The sequence below is a fragment of the Dactylosporangium sp. CA-092794 genome, assembly GCF_050948465.1.
Classification (GTDB): domain Bacteria; phylum Actinomycetota; class Actinomycetes; order Mycobacteriales; family Micromonosporaceae; genus Dactylosporangium.
In genome coordinates this window covers 6,729,420-6,747,719 of record NZ_CP192044.1, presented here as the reverse complement: position 1 = coordinate 6,747,719, position 18,300 = coordinate 6,729,420, and the positions used below count along the sequence as shown (strand labels likewise).

Genomic DNA, 18,300 nt, shown 5'->3' with positions numbered 1-18,300 from the left:
GCCCCGCCGAGCGCTGCCGCACCGACGGGCCCCGACCACAACTCTCCGTGATCATGCGCGTCTCGCCGCCGTTCGCCGACTTTTTCATGATCGCGGAGACAAACCGTACCTATGTGTACCAAAAGTCTCCACGATCATGAAAAAGCCTTGGTGTCGACGGCGAGACTGCATGATCACGGAGACTTACGACGTAACTATTCAGGTTGGGGTGGGAGCCAGGCGTTGCCGGTGAGGGCGTCGCGCAGGGCGGTGAGGACGTGCAGGCCGTTTTTGCGCACGGTGGAGACGTAGCTGCGCACGGTCAGCCAGTGCTGGGCGCCGTGGGGGTGCGCCAGCCGCCGGAGATCTTCTGCTGGATTTTGACCATGCGGATGTCGCGTTCGGCTTGGTTGTTGTCGAACGGGACGGTGAAGGTGTGGGCGAAGCGCCAGATCTCGCGCCGGAATCCGTGCATCCGGTCGATCAGCGCGAGGATCTTGCCGCGGCCGCCGCTGGTGGGGGTGGGTTGGCGGCGTAGCCGGCCTGGACGGCCTGGTCCCAGCGGTGCAGCAGATCGGTCAGGACGGTCTGGTCGAGACGGTCCCGGCCGGCGGCGACGGCCTGGTTGACCTGGTGTTTGCCCTCGCGGAGCAGCCCGGCCAGGGTCCCGGCCCAGGTGTGGGCCGGGTCGTGTTCGGCCCAGCCGTCCAGTTCCCGCAGGTGGTGAGCGTTGCACAAGGCATGCCCGGCGGTGTCGTAGGCGGGGTGCAGGTACGACTTGAAGCCGTCGTGGACCGCGGTCTGGCCCGCGCCCAGCGCGGTGAGCACACCGATGACGTCGATGGCGTCCCGGCCGCGTTTGTCGTCCAGGTGGTAGAAGGTGCCCAGCGGGGTGCAGGCCACGTGCAGCCACCGCAGCCGGCCGGCCACCCGCAGCCCGGTCTCGTCGAAATGCACCACCGCCGCGGTGCGCAGGACCTGCCGCAGCCGTTGCGTGAAGCCGGTCAGCCGGGTCGCGGCGCGCCCGGTCAGCCCGGCGATCCACCCCGCCGACGGCGCCGCACCGAACAGATCAGCCAGGATCTGCGCGGTACGGTCCACCGGCGTGTGATGGCCGACCAGCAGATAGACCGTCAGGGCCGCGATCGACGGCCCGTACTGCGCCGGCGCGTCCACCCCCACCGGCGCCGCGGCTGTGGTGTGCGTCCCGCACGCGCAGGCGCACCGCCACAGCCGGTGCTCGGTCACCGCCAAGCGCATCGGCGGCAGGTCGAACACCTGCCGCGCCTCGAACCCGACCGGCGCGACACCGGCCAGGACCTCACCGCACCCGGCGCACGCCACCGGCCGGTGATCCACCACCGCATCCGGCTCATCCACCTGTGTCAACGCCGCACCCGGCGCGCCGGGCTGCTTGCCCGCCCGGCGGCCCGCCGCCCGCCGCTGCGACCGCGGCGCCGGCTTCCCCAGCCCATCCGAGGACGGCGGCTTCGACGAGTTGTGCGAGTCCAGCCCCAACCGCCGCTCCAACTCCGCCACCCGCGCCCGCAACACCGCGATCTGCTCAGCCTGGACCACCACCAACGCCGCCAACTCGTCATAGCTGGGACGCGGACCGGCACTCACAACGGACACCGTGCCCTAAACCACCCAGACGATCAAGTCCCTGCCGCCAACCACCTGAATAGTTACCTTACGACCGGGCGGCCGACGGCTTGGAGTGACTTGGCGGCCAGCCTGCCGCCATCGGGCCGGTGATGAGCGAACTCCGGGGCGGGTGGGGCTCCGGGCGAGTCGACGCGGACCGCGTCGGCCGGCGGGTGCCGCGGCCGCCGTGGCCGGTCACCGGGCGGCCGGCGATGCTGGCGGCGGGCGCGGAGCGTCCTGCCGGTTACGGGCGTGGCGACTCGTGGGCGGTCTTCCGCAGCTGACGCGTCGTGGCGATCGGGCTCGGCCGGCTGCGGGCTACTTCAGGAGGGCGCGGGCCTTTTCCGGGTCGGTTTCGCCGATGCCGGCGGAGGGGCACTCCGCGGCGAGCGGGCATGCGCCGCAGGCCGGTTTCTGGGAGTGGCAGGTGCGGCGGCCGTGCAGGATGAGCAGGAGGTTGAGCGTCACCCAGTCCTTCTTGTCGAAGCGGGCGGCGATGGCGGCCTCCGTTGCCTCCGGGTCCTTGGCCGGGGCCCAGCCCAGGCGGTGGGCTACGCGGGCCGTATGCGTGTCGACGGAGATGGCGGGGGTGCCGAGGGCGTTGCCGAGGACCATGTTGGCGGTCTTGCGGCCGATCCACGGCAGGGCGACCAGCTCGTCGAGGGTGGCGGGGACCTCGCCGTCGTGGCGTTCGACCAGGGTGGCGGCGAGCTTGATCAGGTTGCGGGTCTTCTGGCGGTACCAGCCGACGGGGACCAGCAGCTGCTCCATGTCGGCCGGGTCGGCCTCGGACAGGGCGGCGGCGGTCGGGTAGCGCTCGAACAGGATCGGCGTCACCGCGTTGACGCGTTCGTCGAGGGTCTGTGCGGCCAGCTGCGCCGCGACGAGCAGCTGCAGCGGGGAGGCGAAGTCCAGCTCCAGGCGGACGTCCGGGTAGCGGGCGGTCAGCAGCCGCAGGATCCGGCGGGCGCGGCGGACCTCGGCGATGCCCGGCTCGTTGCCGCCCGTGGGCGGCGCGGTGTCGGCCTGGGCCGCGGAGGTCGCGTCGGCGGCCGGGGAGCTGGCGGCTGGCGAGGTGGCTGTGGTGGAGCGGCGCGACGGCACCCGACGAGCCTACGTCGGAATGCCGCCGCCTCGCGGCCCCCGGCCGAGCGCCCGCCCCGAGAGAGCCCCAAGCCAGCCAGCAGCCGAGCCACCGCCGGCCTCCAGCAGAGCGCGCCCACTAGAGCGCCCCCAGGAGAGCGCCACACAGCCAGCAGTTGAGCCACGACACCCCCCCAGCAGAGCGCCCCCCCCACGAGAGCGCGAGCTACTGAAGCAAACGGGCGGGGGTCCGGTGAAGGACCGCCCGCCCGGTGAGGGTGAGAGCAGTGGAGGAGCTCAGATCAGGCCGAGGCGCTCGACGGCGGCCCGCTCCTCCTCCAGTTCCGCGACCGAGGCGTCGATGCGGGCGCGGGAGAACTCGTCGATGTCGAGGCCCTGGACGATCTCCCAGTGGCCGTTGCGGGCGGTGACCGGGAACGACGAGATCAGGCCGGTGGGGACGCCGTACGAACCGTCGGAGACGATGGCGGCCGAGGTCCAGTTGCCCTCCGGGGTGCCGTTCACCCAGTCGTAGACGTGGTCGATGGCGGCCGACGCGGCCGAGGCGGCCGAGGAGGCGCCGCGGACGTCGATGATCTCGGCGCCGCGCTTGGCCACGCGGGGGATGAACTCGTCGGTGAGCCACTGCTGGTCGTTGACCACCTCGGCGGCGTTCTTGCCGGAGACCTCGGCGTGGAAGAGGTCCGGGTACTGCGTGGCGGAGTGGTTGCCCCAGATCGTGACCTTGGTGATCTCGGAGACCGGCACGCCGAGCTTGTTGGCCAGCTGGGCGATCGCCCGGTTGTGGTCCAGGCGGGTCATGGCGGTGAACCGCTCGGCCGGCACGTCCGGCGCGTGGCGCTGGGCGATGAGGGCGTTGGTGTTGGCCGGGTTGCCCACGACGAGGACCTTGATGTCGTCGGCGGCGCCGGAGTTGATCGCCTCGCCCTGCGGCTTGAAGATGCCGCCGTTGGCCTCGAGCAGGTCGCCGCGCTCCATGCCCTTGGTGCGGGGGCGGGCGCCGACGAGCAGGGCCACGTTGGCGCCGGAGAAGGCCTGCTTCGGGTCGTCGAACACGTCCACGCCGGCCAGCAGCGGGAACGCGCCGTCCTCCAGCTCCAGGGCCGTGCCCTCGGCGGCGCGGACGGCCTGGGGGATCTCCAGCAGGCGCAGCTTGACCCGGGTATTCGCGCCGAGCAGTTGCCCGGAAGCAATTCTGAACAGCAGCGCGTAGCCGATCTGGCCGGCCGCGCCGGTCACGGTGACGTTGACGGACGAGTCGCTCATGAGACTTCTCCTGCAGCAGCGGCGGGTGTGCTCTTCGCCAACAAACTATCCCCGGCGGCCCAACGAGCGTTCACCATCCGTCCACTCCGTGTGGCTTACGGCACTCGATCAGGTACCGCGCGGTCGTCGCGACGAACGAACCCTCCTCGCGGATGAGTGCGTGCATGGCGGCCAGGCGGTCGCGGTACCCCTCGATGGAGAACTCCGGGACGATCCAGATGACCTTGCGCAGATACACCGCGACCGCCGCGACGTCGAAGAACTCCATCCGCAGCGTCGCCGTGCGCACGTCGGCGACCTCGAGGCCGGCCGCGGTGGCGCCGGCGACCGCGCGGGCCACGCTGCGGCCGTCGCCGATCGGCTGCGGGCCCATCATGAAGTCGGTGACCGCGGCGGCGGTGCCGACCCCGACGTGCTGGGCCAGGTAGGTGCCGCCGGGCGCGAGCACCCGGCCGATCTCCGCCCAGCCGACCACCGTCGGGTGCCGGCAGCTGACGAGGTCGAACGCGCCGTCGCCGAACGGCAGCGGGGCGTCGTCGGCGACCTGCGCCACCTCCGCGGCGAACGGGGTGAGGGCGGCGCGGGCCAGGGCCGCGTTGGGCGGCCAGGACTCGGTGGCCGCCACCCGGGCGGGCCCGCCGCCGGCCGCGGCCGCCGCCGACAGGGCCTCGCGGAACACCTCGCCGCCGCCGGTCTGCACGTCCAGGGCGGCCCGAGCGGTTCCGAGGCGTTCGCCCAGGAGGCGGGCGTACCCCCAGGGCGGCCGCTCCTCGGTGGCCCGACCGGCGAACCAGGAGAAGTCCCAGCCCGCCACGGGCACGCTCGCCCCCTCGCGCAGCAGCGCCTCGAGGTCATCATCCATGGTTGTACCCTCCGTCGCCGGGGCATCACCCGGGGCATGACGATCGTTTCGCAGGGCACGCCGCTGTGGCTGGCCACCTCGGACGGCACCGACATCCACGCCGGCCGGGTGATCGGCTGGCAGACCGGACAGGGTCAGCCGGTGCCGCTGGTCGCCTGGACCGACGAGACCGGCCTGCTGCAGCGGGTCGGCGGCCCGGCCGGCCCGGCGGTGTGGCTGGCCGACACCCGGGGCGAGGCGATCGAGTCTGCCCAGCGCGAGACGCGACTGGCAACTCTATAAACGCGACGCTACAAACGCGCGACCCAGGCCGCCACCTGGGCGCGGCCCTTGACGCCGAGCTTGGTCAGGATGTGCTCGACGTGCGCGGCCACGGTCTTCGGCGCGATGTGCAGCGCGGCGCCGATCTCGCGGTTGGTGAGCCCGCCGGCGATGAGCCGGGCGACCTCCAGTTCCCGCGGCGACAGCGGGCCGGGACCGCCCGCTGGGTCGGCCGCCGGTGCGCCGGCGGCCTGCCGGGCCAGCGCCGCGGCGTCGGCCGGGCGGCGCGAGCGGGTCGCGCAGCGGGCCAGGTCGAGCAGCACCTGCCCGCCCTCCCAGGCGCGCCGCCGCTCCTGCCAGCCGGCCCGGGCCCGTTCGAGGGACTCGCGGGCCCGGCCGGTCTGCCCGGAGTACAACCGCAGCAATCCGGCGGCGTGGTCGATCGCCGGCAGGGTGCCGGGGATGCCGCGCTCCCGCAGCAGCCGCTCCGTGCGCGCCGCCCAGTCCCGGGCGCCGGCCGGATCGCCCGCCGCCAGGTACGCCCGCACCCCGGTCACCACGTGCGGGAACAGGTAGGCGGCGTCGCGGACCTCGGCGGAGAATGCGTACCCGCGCTCGACCAGGTCCACGGCGGTCCGCGGCGGCTCGCCCGGCTCGCGCAGCGCCAGTTCGGCCAGGCCCCACAGGGCGGGGGAGACCCGCTGCAGCTCGGCCATCGGCTCGGCGTGCCGCAGCGCCTCGGTCAGGTGCGCGCGGGCGGCTGGGAGGTCGGCGCGGGTCAGTGCGCAGTACCCGAGCACGTACTCGGCGGTGATCAGCGTCGTCACCCCGCCCTCGCCGTGCGCCAGGGACTCGCGGGCGAGCGCCTCGGCGCCGTCCGGGTCGCCGGTCGCCCAGCGCACGTGGGCCAGGTGGGCGGTCATGTAGTTGCGGTCGTTGTACCGCTCGGTCCGCTCCGCGTAGGCGATGCCCTCCCGCAGCCGGCGGGCGGCCAGGTCGTACTCCACCAGGACCGACGCCGAGGTGCCGAGCATCCGGTACCCGCGGGCGGCCGCCGCCTCCTCGCCCGCGCCGTCGGCGGCCCGGATCGCCGCGTCGAGGGCCTGCCAGCCCTCCGCCATCCGCCCGGAGAAGACGAGCACCACGCCGAGGGTGGCGCCGCCCGGCCGGTGTCGCATCGCCTCGTCGAGGCGGCGGTCCAGCATGTACGCGGCGGCGAGCGCCTCCTCGATCGCCTCCCGGCCGGCCCGGTCCTCGGCCTCGCCCAGCGCGGCCCGCAGCTGCCCGGCGCGCTCCGGCAGCGCGGCGCCGAGCAGGTGGCGGACCGCGATCAGGGCGGGCACCAGCCGCGCCGCCGCGCCGGGCCGGGCCGAGCGGCGCAGCAGCGCGACCGCCTGCGTGTACGCCGCCTCCGCGGCCCGGTTGTCGTCGATCGCGGCGAGCGCGGCGGCGAGCCCGGCCAGCAGCGCGGCCCGCTCCGGCGGCGGCGTGTCGCCGGGGGTGGTGCGCTGGGCCCGCCGGTACGCCTCCACCGCCTCCCGGTGCGCGGAGACCGCCGTCGCGTCGCGCGCCGCGGCCAGCGCATGCCGGTACGCCGCGCCGGGCAGGTGCGCGCGCTCGTAGTGGTCGCTGACGTGCGCGTCGCCGAGCCCGTGCGCCGGCCCCGCCTCGGCCGCCCGCCGGTGCAGCCGGCGGCGGTGCAGCGGGGGCAGGTCGGCGTACAGCGCGTCGCGGATCAGCGCGTGGCGGAAGTCGAACGTGTCGCCGTCGCCGCGGGGCTCCACGAAGAACCGGTCCTGCAGCTCGCGCAGCGCCTCGTCGAGGTCCTCGGCGGTCTCCCCGGCGACCGTGTTGAGCAGGCTGAGGCCGAACTGCCGCCCGATCACCGCGGCCGCGCCCGCCACCCGCCGGGCCCCGGGCGGCAGCGTCTCGGCCCGGGCCCGCACCGCGTCCGCCAGGGTTTCCGGGAGCGCCTGTGGTTGCGGCGGTGGTACCGCGCCGATGGCTCCCACCGCCGCCGCGAACTCCTCCACGTGCAGCGGGATGCCGTCGCTGCGCGCGAACACCGCCTCGACCACGGCGGGCCGCGGCGCCGCCCCGGTGATCGCGGCGAGCATGGCGGCGGTGCCGCCGGCGTCGAGCCGGGCGAGCCGCGCCTCCTCGGCGAGGCGCTGGTTGAGCAGGCGCGCGCGCACCCGCCGCAGCGGCGCGCCGGGGAAGAGTTCGTCGCTGCGGTACGTGCACACGAGCAGCATCGGCACCGCCAGCAGGCGGCGGGCGGCGCGTTCGAGCACGTCGAGGGTGAGGTCGTCGGCCCAATGCAGGTCTTCGAGCGCGACGATCACGGGCCCGCCGCCGGGCGGCCCGGCGATGGCGAGGAGGGCCTCGGCCAGCTCGGCGGCGAGGGTACGGCGGCGGCGGTGCGCGTCGCCGTCCTCGTCGCGGTGGCGCAGCCGCTCGAGCAGCCGTTCGCCGGCCGCCTTGGCCGCGGTGTCCGGCTCGCCCGGGTGGCCGGCCCCCGGAGGCTGGTCTTCGGCGGGTGGCGGAGCAAGGGCTCCTCTGTGGGGCAAACCCGAAATTTCCGATAAGTCCGGCGCCGGAGGCGCCGGACTTATCGGACTTATCATCATTTTGTCGGATACTGCGCGGGCGGCGGAATCCGAGAGCATTCCGGGCGCCGCGTGGCCGGCGAGCTCCGCTGGCGCTTCGGGCCTTGAGCGAGCGGCGTGGTTGGAGCGTGCTCCGGGCGTTGAGCGAGCGGCGTGGGCGCGGAGTTCGACGGCGAGGTCGGTGAGCAGGCCGCCGGCGACCTCGCCGTCGCCGGGGAAGGCGCCGGCCACGTAGGCCGCGGCGGTGGTGCGGGCCAGCAGCTCGTGCAGCAGGCGGGTCTTGCCGATGCCCGCCTCACCGGCCAGCAGGAGCAGGTGGCCGCGCCCCTCGGTGGCCTCGGCCAGGCGGCGGGCGGCGAGGGCGAGCAGGTCGTCGCGGCCCACCAGGGCCGGGCTCACTTGCCGGCCGCCTGCCGGGTACGCACCGCGCATGTCAGGGATCGTATGAGGAAAGCCCCGGAAACCGGCTGCGGCGGGCTCGGTAGGTCGACGTACCGATGCGCGGATGGCCGGGTGGCCGGAAACCTGGAGGCCGGCCGGGGCGCGCAGGGCACTCCGGAGGACCGATTGGGGGCCGCGATGGCCAGGTTCATGGACGTGCACGACGGGTTCGTCGGCGTGACCGCGGAGCAGCTGGCGGAGGCGCACGAGGCCGACCTCGCCATCGAGGGCGAGGAAGGTGTGCACTTCGAGCGGGCGTGGCTGGACCCGGAGTCGGGCAAGGTGTTCTGCCTGTCGACGGGGCCGAGCAAGGAGGCCGTGATGCGGGTGCACGAGCGGGCCGGCCACCCCACGACCGAGGTGTACGAGCTGCCGATCGAGGTTTGAGCCATAACCGGAGCAAACTTGAGGACCTAGGTTCCTAGGATGCATTACGCGACGTAATCGCGCACACGCGAAGTGCACGTGAAGTGTGCTGGACGACAAATAGGTGTCTGCGTTCGCCTGTCCGGGCGGCGGGCGGTAGCGTCCACTGCGAATCCGCGCAATTCGGAGGGGGAATGGACGGGTGAAGGTGGACGCCGAGGCAAGGCAGCGGCTCAGCGCGCTCCTGCGATCGCACGAGGACGAGATCCTGAAGCGCTGGGCCGAGACCGCCGCGCGGACGCTGCGGGGCCGGCTCACCGACGCCGAGCTGGCCTACCAGGTCCGCGAGGTGTATACGGCGCTGCTGGGCATGCTCGGCGACGGCGGCGACGGGGAGCTGGCCGGCACGCACGGCGGCGAGTCGCGGGCGACGCTGGCCGAGCTGTCCCGGTCGTGGGCGCGGCAGGGGTTCACGCCGACCGAGACGGCAAACCTGGTGTTCGCGGTCAAGCAGGTGGTGCTGGCCCTGGCCGGGGCCGAGGACGCCGGGCAGGTGTCGGCCGACTTCCTGGTGCTGTCGCTGCTGGTCGACGAGATGGGCCTGTTCACCTTCGACACCTATGCCAAGGCCCGCGAGGCGATCATCGCCGACCAGACCGAGCAGCTGCTCGAGCTGTCGACGCCGGTGGTGAAGCTGTGGGACGGGGTGGTGGCGGTGCCGCTGGTCGGCACGCTGGACTCGGCCCGGGCGCAGGTGGTGATGGAGAAGCTGCTGCAGACGCTGGTGGACACCGGGTCGGGGTTCGCGATCGTGGACATCACCGGGGTACCGGCGGTGGACACGCAGGTGGCGCAGCACATTCTCAAGACGGTGGTGGCGGCGCGGCTGATGGGCGCCGAGTGCATCATCTCCGGCATCCGGCCGCAGATCGCGCAGACGGTGGTGGCGCTGGGCATCGAGTTCGGTGACATCGTGACGAAGGCGACGCTGGCCGATGCGCTGGTGCACGCGCTGCGGGCCAGCGGCGTGGACTTCGTCAAGCGCAAGGCGGCCTGATGGACCGGGTGCCCGTCCTGAAGATCGGCGACATCCTGCTGGTGTCGATCCAGATCGATCTGGACGACCAGACGGCGCTGCAGCTGCAGGAGGACCTGTCGGAGCGGATCGTGGAGACCGGTGCGCACGGTGTGGTGATCGACATCTCGGCGCTGGAGATCGTGGACTCGTTCATCGGGCGGATGCTCTCGACGATCGCGGCGGTGTCGCGGGTGCTCGACGCGGAGACGGTGGTCGTGGGTATGCGGCCGGCGGTGGCGATCACGCTGGTGGAGCTGGGGTTGTCGCTGAACGGGGTGCGCACGGCGCTCAACGTGGACAAGGCGCTGGAGATCCTGGCCGAGACGAAGCAGATCCACGGCGTCGGGGTGATCGTGGTGGCCGAGGACGACGTTGTCTGACGTGTTGGGGGAGCCGCAGCGGCTGGAGATCGCCGACGACAAGGATGTCGTGCGGGTCCGGCAGGCGGTGCGGGTCGCCGCGGTGGCCGCGCGGCTGCCGCTGGTGGATCAGACGAAGCTGGTCACGGCGGCGAGCGAGCTGGCGCGGAACACGCTGATCCACGGCGGGGGCGGGTTTGCGCTGGTGGTGGGGGTGCACAACGGGCGGCGGGCCGGGGTGCGGGCCGAGTTCGTGGACTCGGGGCCGGGGATCGCGGATCTGGCGTTGGCGTTCACCGACGGCTATACCACGGGGAGCGGGTTGGGGCTGGGGTTGAGCGGTTCGCGGCGGCTGGTGGACGAGTTCGAGATCGACACCGCGGCCGGTAGCGGTACCCGTGTCGCGGTGACGAAGTGGGCCCGGTGAGCGCCGCGCCGGCGCCGCCGACGGTGGAGGAGCTGGGCTGGGTGGCGGTCGACGACGCGGGGGCGGCGGGGATCGCGCGGCGGGTGGCGGTGGATTGCGCGCGTCGGCTGGGGTTTTCGGACCAGCGGGCCGGTGAGGTGGCGATCGTGGCGGCGGAGCTGGCGTCGAACCTGTACCGGCACGCGGATTCCGGTGCGCTGTCGGTGCGCTGCCTTCGGCGGGGGGAGGTGGGCGGGGTCGAGCTGGTGGCGGTGGACGGCGGGCCGGGGATGGCGGATCTGCCGTTCAGTGTGGCGGACGGGCATTCGACGGCGGGGACCCTGGGTATCGGGCTGGGTGCGGTGCGGCGGCTGTCGGATCGGGCGTGGGGCTGGTCGCAGCCGGGGCGGGGGACGGTGTTCGTGGCGCAGCTGTGGCCGGCGGCCGGGGCTCCCGCGCAGCGGGGGCGGGTGGGTGGGCTGTCGCGGCCGATCACGGGGGAGAAGGTGTGCGGGGACCGGTTCGCGGCGCGGCTGGCCGGGGACGGTTCGCTGCTGGTGCTGGTCGCGGATGGGCTGGGGCACGGGTCGCTCGCGGCGGCGGCGTCGGCGGCGGTGGTGGACACGTTCCTGGGCTCGTCGCTGGAGGCGCCGGGGGCGGTGCTGGAGCAGCTGCACCGGGCGGTGTCGCATACGCGGGGGGCGGCGGTGTCGGTGGCGCGGGTGGCGGCGGGTTCGGTGGTGTTCGCGGGGCTGGGGAACGTGGCGGGGACGATCGCGTTTCCGGATGGGGAGCGGCGGGGCATGGTGAGCATGCCCGGGATCGTCGGGCATCAGTCGCGCGTGGTGCGCGAGTTCGGCTACGAGCTGCCGGCGGAGGCGATCGTGGTGCTGCACTCCGACGGGGTGTCGGACCGGTGGAGCCTGCGGGACGCGCCGGGGCTGGCGCGGCAGGAGCCGGTGGTGGCGGCGGCGGTGTTGCTGCGCGACGCCGGGGTGCGCCGTGACGACGCGTGCGTGGCGGTGGCGCGCGGCGGTGAGCTGCCGTGACCGGCTCCGGGGTGCCGGTGCTGCGGATGGTGCTGCGGGAGGAGCACGACGTGTTCGTGCTGCGGCAGCGGGGGCGGGAGGTGGCGGCGGCGCTGGGGATGGAGCATCAGGACCAGGTGCGGGTGGCGACGGCGCTGAGCGAGATCGGGCGGGAGGTGCTGGGGGCGGAGGTGACGTTCTCGGCGGTGGCGGGGCCGCGGCCGGCGCTGGTGATCGTGGTGTCCGCGGCGGCGGCGTTGGGTATGCACAGCGCGGAGGGGGTCGCGGCGGCCGGCCGGCTGATGGATGAGGTGCGCGTGGAGGACGAGCGGATCGTGCTGGCGCGGCGGCTGCCGGCGCAGGTGGGGCCGCAGCGGTTGGAGCGGGTGCGCGAGGAGCTGGAGCGCAGCGCGCCGACGACGGCGCTGGACGAGCTGAGCGTGCAGAACCGGCAGCTGATGGTGGCGCTGGAGCAGGTGCAGGCGCACCGGGACGAGCTGTTGCAGCTCAACGCCGAGCTGGAGGAGACGAACCGGGGCGTCATGGCGTTGTACACGCAGCTGTCGGAGGAGCTGGAGCAGACCAACCAGGGTGTGGTGGCGCTGTATGCGGAGCTGGATGAGCGTTCGGCGCAGCTGCGGGAGGCGAACGAGGCGAAGAGCCGGTTCCTGGCGAACGTGTCGCACGAGCTGCGGGCGCCGGTGACGGCGGTCATCGGGTTGAGCCGGTTGCTGCTGGATCCGCGGTCGGAGCCGTTGTCGAATGAGCAGCGGCATCAGCTGGATCTGGTGCAGGGTTCGGCGGCGGACCTGCTGGCGCGGGTGAACGATCTGCTGGATCTGGCGAAGGCGGAGTCGGGGCGGATCGAGCCGAGCCTCGCGCCGGTGGACCTGGCGGCGGTGTTCGGGCAGTTGCGGGGCACGCTGCGGCCCTTGGCGAGGGCGGGGGTCGAGCTCGAGGTGGCGGATCCGCCGGTCGTGGGGCTGGTCTCGGATGAGGTACTGCTGACGCAAATTCTGCGCAACCTGTTGACCAATGCGTTGAAGTTCACCGATCGGGGCACGGTCGGGATGGGTGCGTGGGTGGACGGCGGGCGGCTGTCGATCGCGGTGGCCGACACCGGGATCGGCATCCCGCACGAGGAGCAGGGGCGGGTGTTCGAGGAGTTCCATCAGGTGCGGGGGGCGCGGCAGGCGGGCGGGACGGGGCTGGGGTTGCCGTATGCGCGGCGGCTGGCGGCGTTGCTGGGCGGGGTGTTGACGATGGTCAGCGAGCCGGGGGAGGGCAGCACGTTCACGCTGGAGCTGCCGCTGCGCCCGGCAGTGCCGGAGGCGGTGGAGGGGCCGGTGCCGCGGGTGGAGCGGGCGCTGGTGGTGGACGACGACCCGGCGGCGCGGCACCTGTTGCGGCAGCTGCTGGACGGGATCGCGGAGCGGGTGAGCGAGGCGGCGGACGTGCGGGCGGGGCTGGCGATCGCGGCGCGGGAGCGCCCGTCGGTGATCTTCCTGGACCTGCGGATGCCGGGCGGGGACGGTACGCAGCTGCTGCGGTCCCTGGCGGGCTCCGGCGAGCTCGCGGCGATCCCGGTGTTCGTGGTGACGGCGGCGGACGTGGCGGAGTTCCCGGCCGGGGTGTTGGGGCACGCGCGGGCCGTGGTGGCGAAGGAGGGGCTGTCCCGGCGGGTGGTGGCGGACCTGGTGGCCGGGCTGGAGGGGCCGTGAACTCGCCGGCGGACATCCTGGTGGTCGACGACAGCCCGTCGAAGCGGTATGTGATCACGAGCTGGCTGCGGCGGGCGGGGCATCGGGTCATCGAGGCGGCGACCGGGGCGGAGGCGCTCGAGCTGCTGCGGGGCGGTGCGGGCGGCGCCGAGCTGGTGGTGCTGGACGTGCGGCTGCCGGACATCGACGGGTTCGAGGTGGCGGAGCGGATCAAGGAGGATCCGCGGACGGCGGCGGTACCGGTGATTCACATTTCGGCGTCGGCGGTGCACGCGGTGGATCGCACGCAGGGGCTGACCCGGGGCGCGGATGCGTATCTGGCCGAGCCGATCGACCCGGACGAGCTGCTGGCGACGGTGGGGGCGGTGCTGCGGTATTCGCGGGCGCGGCAGCGGGCGGAGCGGCTGGCCGGGCGGCTGACCCGGCTGGTGGAGACGACGGCGGCGATCAACGCGGCGGCGCGGCTGCCGGAGCTGCTGGCGCTGGGGGCGGTGGGTGCGGCGTCGGTGTTCGAGTCGGCGGCCGCGGTGGCGGCGTCGTCGCCGGAGACGGGGGCGCTGGCGGTGCAGGTGGCGGGGCCGGAGGGGGCGCCGCGGGTGCGGGCGGCGTTGCGGGAGCAGTACGAGCGGGATCCGCTGTCGGGGCGGGCGGGGACGGTGTTGTTCCGGCAGGAGGACGGGCCGTGGTGGGGCGGGCCGGTGTGGCGGGTGGTGGCGCGGGCCAAGGCGGGCCGGGAGCCGCTGCACATCGCGGTGCCGGCGGCCGGGTTCGGTGACGACGACGCGGATGTGCTGCGGCAGCTGGGGCAGGCGATGGCGCTGGCGGTGGAGGCGTTGCGCTCCTATGACGAGGAGCGGCGCACGGCGCTGACGTTGCAGCGCAGCATGCTGCCGGCATCGCTGCCGTCGGTGCCGGGCTATGAGATCGCGGTGCGGTACCGGCCGGCGAGCGAGCACGCGTCGGTGGGCGGGGATTTCTACGAGGTCGTGGCGGTGGAGGGGCATCTGGTTGCGGCGATCGGCGATGTGGCGGGGCATTCGCTGCGGGCGGCGACGATCATGGCGGAGGTGCGGCACGCGCTGCGGGCGTACCTGGCGGAGGACCACGCGCCGGGTCTGACGCTGGAGCGGCTGAACCGGATGATGCTGCGGTTCCTGCCGGAGGAGATCGCGACGATGTGCCTGTTGCGGCTGGAGCTGGGCAGCGGGCAGGTGCGGCTGGCCAACGCCGGGCATCCGCCGCCGCTGCGGGTGGCGGGTGGGCGGGCGGCGCTGGTGGAGGGTCGGGTGGCGCTGCTGGGGGTGCCGACGCCGCATGACGCGGAGACGGTGTTCACGCTGGGGCCCGGGGAGTTGCTGGTGCTGGTGACGGACGGGCTGATCGAGCGGCGGGGGCACACGTTCAACGAGGGGCTGGACCGGCTGTGCGCGGCGCTGGTGGGCGGTGGGACGGGGGATCTGGAGGAGTTCTGCGACGCGTTGCTGGACGATCTGGGTGACGGTACCCAGGACGACGACGTCGCCCTGTTGGTGATCCGGCGGGGGAGGCCGGCCTGAACCGGTTGCGGTGCGGGCGTGGGCGGGTGAGGCTGGCGCGCAGGCAACCACGGGGGGTTCTGTGATGGCGGTCTGTGAGACCTGCGGCAACGACTACTACCTGGCGTTCGAGGTGCACACGGTGGGCGGTGGCACGTACACGTTCGACTCGTTCGAGTGTGCGATCCAGAAGCTGGCGCCGGTTTGTGAGCACTGCGGTACCCGGATCGTGGGGCACGGTTCGGAGGTGGCGGGCCGGTTCTACTGCTGTGCGCACTGTGCCCGCTCGGCGGACGCGGCGGCGGGGGCGGAGATCCGCGACGCGGTGGGCGCCTATCCGGGCTGAGCGTCTGGGGCTTCCCCGGTGATCATTGCGGGTTCCGGCCATGATTGGGTGCTACGGCAAGCAGGTTTAGCCAAGGTACGGGCGTGGAGGAGCAGCTGTGGTCGTCCTGGGAATCGACATCGGCGGTTCGGGGATCAAGGGGGCGCCGGTCGATCCGGCCACCGGTATGTTCACCGCGGAGCGGGTGCGGATCGAGACGCCGCAGCCGGCCGACGTCGCCAGCGTGGTGAAGACGGTGGAGTCGGTGGCCGGGGCGTTCGGCCCGGCGGCGAGCGTGGGGATCACGTTCCCGGCGGTGGTGCAGCACGGGGTGACGAAGACGGCGGCGAACGTGGACGCGTCGTGGGTGGACGCGCCGGCGGAGCGGCTGTTCGCGGAGGCGCTGGGCCGGCCGGTGACGGTGCTCAACGACGCCGACGCGGCCGGGGTCGCGGAAATGGAGTACGGCGCGGGCAAGGGCGTCGGCGGGCTGGTCGTCATGGTGACGTTCGGCACCGGGATCGGCAGCGCGCTGTTCATCGACGGGCGGCTGGTGCCCAACACCGAGTTCGGGCATCTGCACCTGCACGGGCTGCACCTGCATGGCGGCGACGCGGAGGACTACGCGTCGGACCGGGTGCGGGAGAGCGAGAATCTGGGGTGGACCGAGTGGGCGGAGCGGGTGCAGACGTACCTGCGCCATCTGCACGCCCTGCTGTGGCCGGATCTGATCATTGTCGGCGGCGGGGTCAGCAAGAAGGCGGACCGCTTCCTGCACCTGGTCGACGTGCCGACGAAGGTGGTGCCGGCGGCGTTGCAGAACAACGCGGGGATCGCCGGGGCGGCGCTGCTGGCCGCCCGCCGGGCCGGCGCCGCGTAGCTCCGGCGGGGGCTGGGCGGCGATGTCGGTCGTCCGGTGTGCGCGGGTGAGGCACCATGGCTTCCATGGGGGACTCGCCCGCGCCGCTGCGCGCCGGTGACCCGGCGGTGGTCGGGTCGTACCGGCTGCGCGGCGTGCTCGGCGTCGGCGGGATGGGCACGGTCTACCTGGCGGTGCGCCCGGACGGGCGCGAGGTCGCGCTGAAGGTGATCAATCCGGAGCTGGGCGGCGACCCGGTGTTCCGGGAGCGGTTCGCCGCGGAGGCGGCCGCGGCGTCGCGGGTGGCCGGGTTCTGCACCGCGCGGGTGCTCGACGTCGACCTGGACGGCCCGGTGCCGCACCTGGTGACCGAGTACGTGCCCGGCCCGTCGCTGCACGACTACGTGACCGTGCACGGCCCGCTCGACGGCCATGTGGCGGCGGTCGCGGTGGGGGTGGCGGCCGCGCTGGCCGCGATCCACGCGGTCGGGCTGGTGCACGCCGACCTGAGCCCGCGCAACGTGCTGCTGTCGCCGTTCGGGCCGAAGGTGATCGACTTCGGGGTGGCCCGCCGGCACGGGCACGCGGCGGCGTCGGGGCCGAACTTCGGCACGCCGGGCTGGCTGGCGCCGGAGCAGCTGGCCGGTGCCGCGCCGAGCCAGGCCAGCGACGTCTACGGGTGGGGTCTGCTGGTGGCCTGGGCGGGCACGGGGCGGATGCCGTCCCGGGCCGGTGACCCGGCGGACCTGGCGGGTCTCGACGAGTCTCTCGCCGCGGTGGTACACCGGGCGCTGCGGGCCGACCCGGCGGCGCGCCCGACCGCGGAGCAGGTGCTGCTGGCCCTCGTCGGGCAGCGGGATCCGGCGGCGGCTCAGGTCGCCGCGTCGGTCCGGGACTCGGGCCGGGCCCGGGTGTCGCATCCGGTGCCGGGGGTACGCCGCCGTGGCGGCCCGGCCGGGTTCGCGCCCGGTTCGGCACCGGTGCGGGCCCACGCGCCGGCGACGGAGCGGTTCGCCACTTCTGGGACTTTTGGGACCGGCCGGGCCACGGCGGGCGGGTCCGGGACGGGCGGCTTCGCGGCGGGGTACGGCGGCGGCGCCCGGGGTGGGACGCGGGCCGATCCGGCCGGGGGCGGGTGGTCGGTGCCGCTGGTGCCGCCTCCGCCGCCCCGCCGGCGGCCGCGGCGGATCGGCCGGGGCATCGCGACGGCGGTGGCGCTGGTGGCGCTGCTGGCATGCCTGCTGGGCGGGTTGAAGCTGGCCGAGTCGGCGGGCCGGGGACACGCGGGCGCGCCGGCGGCGGGGCCGTCGCCGACCCGGTCGCCCTCGCGTTCGCCCTCGCCTTCGCCGAAGCCGAGCCCGGTGGCGACGGACGGGAAGCTGAAGTTCACCCTGGCGGGGTTCTCGTGCGGGGTGAAGGAGGTCGGGGACTGGCCGCTGGTCCGCCGCCCGGCCGGGCAGTTCTGCCTGGCGGACCTGCGGGTGGAGAACACCGGGGGCAGCGCGGGCCGGCTGTGGCCGGGCAACCAGCAGCTGCGGGACAGCGGCGGGACGCAGTACGCGGCGGACCAGTGGTCCTGGCTGTACTACTCGAAGACGCGGCCGCTGGTCAACGACATCGGGCCGGGGGAGACGGCGACCGGGACCCTCGTCTTCGACGTGCCGACCGGGCTGACCTTCACCGAGCTGCGCGTGAAGTCGGGGATCGTCGGCGGGGACGGCAGCACGATCCGGCTCCGCTGACCCAGCTCGTCCTCCGCAGCGCTCGCCTCCGCAGCGCCCCGCCGGCAAGCCCCGCCGGCAAGCGCGCCCCGCCGCTCAGCCCCACCGCGGCGCCGTGCGACCGGGACACGGCCACGGCGCCGCTGACCCGGCTCGGCCCCCCCGCAGCGCCCCGCCGCCGAGCGCGCCCCGGTGGCGCTGGCGCCCCGCTCAGGCTCACCGCGGCGTGCGACTGGGCCACGGCCACGGCGGCGCTGGGGCCCTGCTCGCCCCGGACCGACGGTGCCTGCGGTCCACGGTCGACGATCCAAACGTCAGGTCGTGCCTGTCCGGGTTCGCGCGAAGCGCGGCGGAGGGCCGGCGGTGCCGCCGCCACTGTCCCGCGCCGCGCTATGTCTCCGTGATCATGCTCAACCGGGTGCGTGCACCACGGGTTTTTCGGGATCGTGGAGCCAAAATGTACGCCTGGGTACCGTTTGTCTCCGCGATCATGGGAAACCGCGGGTGTCGCCGTGGTTGGGTGCATGATCGCGGAGACTTACGGTCGGCGAGTTGGACATATACCCCGTCAGGCGAAAAATCCGATAAGTCGTGGCGCGGAGCGCCCGACTTATCGGATCGCCGGGCCTGAGCGGTGGCTGACGGGAGCCGCGGTCGTGTGTCGCGCGGACCGGAGTCATTCAGCGGCGTAAGTGGCAGGCGGCCCTGGCCGGCCGTGAGAGCGCTCCATGGG

Annotated in this window: 17 protein-coding genes; 11 read left to right on the top strand and 6 right to left on the bottom strand. The window is 74.0% G+C overall.

The annotated features are described in order from the left end of the window. Window positions 1–301: 301 nt before the first annotated feature. The 5 genes from ACQPXD_RS28575 to ACQPXD_RS28555 all read right to left on the bottom strand — a co-directional run bounded on the left by ACQPXD_RS28575 (window position 302) and on the right by ACQPXD_RS28555 (window position 4,858). A complete protein-coding gene (locus ACQPXD_RS28575) occupies window positions 302–454 on the bottom strand; it encodes an IS66 family transposase (RefSeq protein ID WP_432824395.1) in 153 nt (50 codons plus the stop codon). An 8-nt stretch (window positions 455–462) separates the two neighbouring features. Continuing rightward, a complete protein-coding gene (gene tnpC / locus ACQPXD_RS28570; protein ID WP_432824394.1) occupies window positions 463–1,605 on the bottom strand; it encodes an IS66 family transposase in 1,143 nt (380 codons plus the stop codon). A gap of 339 nt (window positions 1,606–1,944) precedes the next feature. After that, window positions 1,945–2,730 (bottom strand): endonuclease III, encoded by a 786-nt coding sequence (gene nth / locus ACQPXD_RS28565; RefSeq protein ID WP_432824393.1) that lies wholly within the window; start codon window positions 2,728–2,730, stop codon window positions 1,945–1,947. Window positions 2,731–3,006: 276 nt separating this feature from the next. Next, window positions 3,007–3,996, bottom strand: a complete 990-nt coding sequence (locus ACQPXD_RS28560) for a malate dehydrogenase (protein ID WP_432824392.1) — start codon at window positions 3,994–3,996, stop codon at window positions 3,007–3,009. A gap of 70 nt (window positions 3,997–4,066) precedes the next feature. Continuing rightward, entirely contained in the window at window positions 4,067–4,858 is a 792-nt protein-coding gene (locus ACQPXD_RS28555; RefSeq protein ID WP_432824391.1) for a methyltransferase domain-containing protein, read from the bottom strand. Window positions 4,859–4,894: 36 nt separating this feature from the next. Between ACQPXD_RS28555 and ACQPXD_RS28550 the strand changes: the two genes are divergently transcribed. After that, window positions 4,895–5,140 (top strand): hypothetical protein, encoded by a 246-nt coding sequence (locus tag ACQPXD_RS28550; protein WP_432824390.1) that lies wholly within the window; start codon window positions 4,895–4,897, stop codon window positions 5,138–5,140. An 8-nt stretch (window positions 5,141–5,148) separates the two neighbouring features. On the opposite strand, the gene ACQPXD_RS28545 is transcribed toward ACQPXD_RS28550, so the two are convergent. Further along, a complete protein-coding gene (locus ACQPXD_RS28545; RefSeq protein ID WP_432824389.1) occupies window positions 5,149–8,160 on the bottom strand; it encodes an ATP-binding protein in 3,012 nt (1,003 codons plus the stop codon). An 81-nt stretch (window positions 8,161–8,241) separates the two neighbouring features. Between ACQPXD_RS28545 and ACQPXD_RS28540 the strand changes: the two genes are divergently transcribed. From ACQPXD_RS28540 to ACQPXD_RS28495, 10 genes are all read left to right on the top strand, one after another. Continuing rightward, window positions 8,242–8,556: an SCO4226 family nickel-binding protein gene (locus ACQPXD_RS28540; protein WP_432824388.1), complete on the top strand. Its 315-nt coding sequence runs from the start codon at window positions 8,242–8,244 to the stop codon at window positions 8,554–8,556. A 181-nt stretch (window positions 8,557–8,737) separates the two neighbouring features. Further along, window positions 8,738–9,592 carry an STAS domain-containing protein gene (locus ACQPXD_RS28535; RefSeq protein WP_432824387.1) on the top strand — a complete coding sequence of 285 codons (855 nt, stop codon included), beginning with the start codon at window positions 8,738–8,740 and terminating at the stop codon, window positions 9,590–9,592. Then, a complete protein-coding gene (locus ACQPXD_RS28530) occupies window positions 9,592–9,993 on the top strand; it encodes an STAS domain-containing protein (RefSeq protein ID WP_432824386.1) in 402 nt (133 codons plus the stop codon). Before ACQPXD_RS28535 ends, ACQPXD_RS28530 begins: the two co-directional genes overlap by 1 nt. Window position 9,994: 1 nt before the next feature. Continuing rightward, window positions 9,995–10,399, top strand: a complete 405-nt coding sequence (locus tag ACQPXD_RS28525) for an ATP-binding protein (RefSeq protein WP_432843992.1) — start codon at window positions 9,995–9,997, stop codon at window positions 10,397–10,399. Next, window positions 10,396–11,427 (top strand): ATP-binding protein, encoded by a 1,032-nt coding sequence (locus ACQPXD_RS28520; protein WP_432824385.1) that lies wholly within the window; start codon window positions 10,396–10,398, stop codon window positions 11,425–11,427. The genes ACQPXD_RS28525 and ACQPXD_RS28520 overlap by 4 nt, the downstream gene beginning before the upstream one ends. Beyond that, window positions 11,424–13,127, top strand: coding sequence for an ATP-binding response regulator (locus tag ACQPXD_RS28515; protein WP_432824384.1), 1,704 nt, complete (start codon window positions 11,424–11,426; stop codon window positions 13,125–13,127). Before ACQPXD_RS28520 ends, ACQPXD_RS28515 begins: the two co-directional genes overlap by 4 nt. Continuing rightward, window positions 13,124–14,683 (top strand): SpoIIE family protein phosphatase, encoded by a 1,560-nt coding sequence (locus ACQPXD_RS28510; protein WP_432824383.1) that lies wholly within the window; start codon window positions 13,124–13,126, stop codon window positions 14,681–14,683. Before ACQPXD_RS28515 ends, ACQPXD_RS28510 begins: the two co-directional genes overlap by 4 nt. A gap of 64 nt (window positions 14,684–14,747) precedes the next feature. Further along, window positions 14,748–15,008: a Prokaryotic metallothionein gene (locus ACQPXD_RS28505; RefSeq protein ID WP_432824382.1), complete on the top strand. Its 261-nt coding sequence runs from the start codon at window positions 14,748–14,750 to the stop codon at window positions 15,006–15,008. A 97-nt stretch (window positions 15,009–15,105) separates the two neighbouring features. Next, a complete protein-coding gene (gene ppgK / locus ACQPXD_RS28500; protein ID WP_432824381.1) occupies window positions 15,106–15,867 on the top strand; it encodes a polyphosphate--glucose phosphotransferase in 762 nt (253 codons plus the stop codon). Between the two features lie 65 nt (window positions 15,868–15,932). Further along, the gene (locus tag ACQPXD_RS28495) at window positions 15,933–17,588 is read left to right on the top strand and encodes a serine/threonine-protein kinase (RefSeq protein WP_432824380.1); all 1,656 of its coding nucleotides are present in this window, start codon (window positions 15,933–15,935) and stop codon (window positions 17,586–17,588) included. The last annotated feature ends 712 nt before the right edge of the window (window positions 17,589–18,300 follow it).

Excerpts from the sequence above, each read along its gene's own strand:
- ACQPXD_RS28575 (WP_432824395.1), bottom strand. The coding sequence starts at position 454 with ATGCACGGATTCCGGCGCGAGATCTGGCGCTTCGCCCACACCTTCACC.
- ACQPXD_RS28560 (WP_432824392.1), bottom strand. The coding sequence starts at position 3,996 with ATGAGCGACTCGTCCGTCAACGTCACCGTGACCGGCGCGGCCGGCCAG.
- ACQPXD_RS28555 (WP_432824391.1), bottom strand. The coding sequence starts at position 4,858 with ATGGATGATGACCTCGAGGCGCTGCTGCGCGAGGGGGCGAGCGTGCCC.
- ACQPXD_RS28550 (WP_432824390.1), top strand. The coding sequence starts at position 4,895 with ATGACGATCGTTTCGCAGGGCACGCCGCTGTGGCTGGCCACCTCGGAC.
- ACQPXD_RS28545 (WP_432824389.1), bottom strand. The coding sequence starts at position 8,160 with ATGCGCGGTGCGTACCCGGCAGGCGGCCGGCAAGTGAGCCCGGCCCTG.
- ACQPXD_RS28530 (WP_432824386.1), top strand. The coding sequence starts at position 9,592 with ATGGACCGGGTGCCCGTCCTGAAGATCGGCGACATCCTGCTGGTGTCG.
- ACQPXD_RS28505 (WP_432824382.1), top strand. The coding sequence starts at position 14,748 with ATGGCGGTCTGTGAGACCTGCGGCAACGACTACTACCTGGCGTTCGAG.
- ACQPXD_RS28495 (WP_432824380.1), top strand. The coding sequence starts at position 15,933 with ATGGGGGACTCGCCCGCGCCGCTGCGCGCCGGTGACCCGGCGGTGGTC.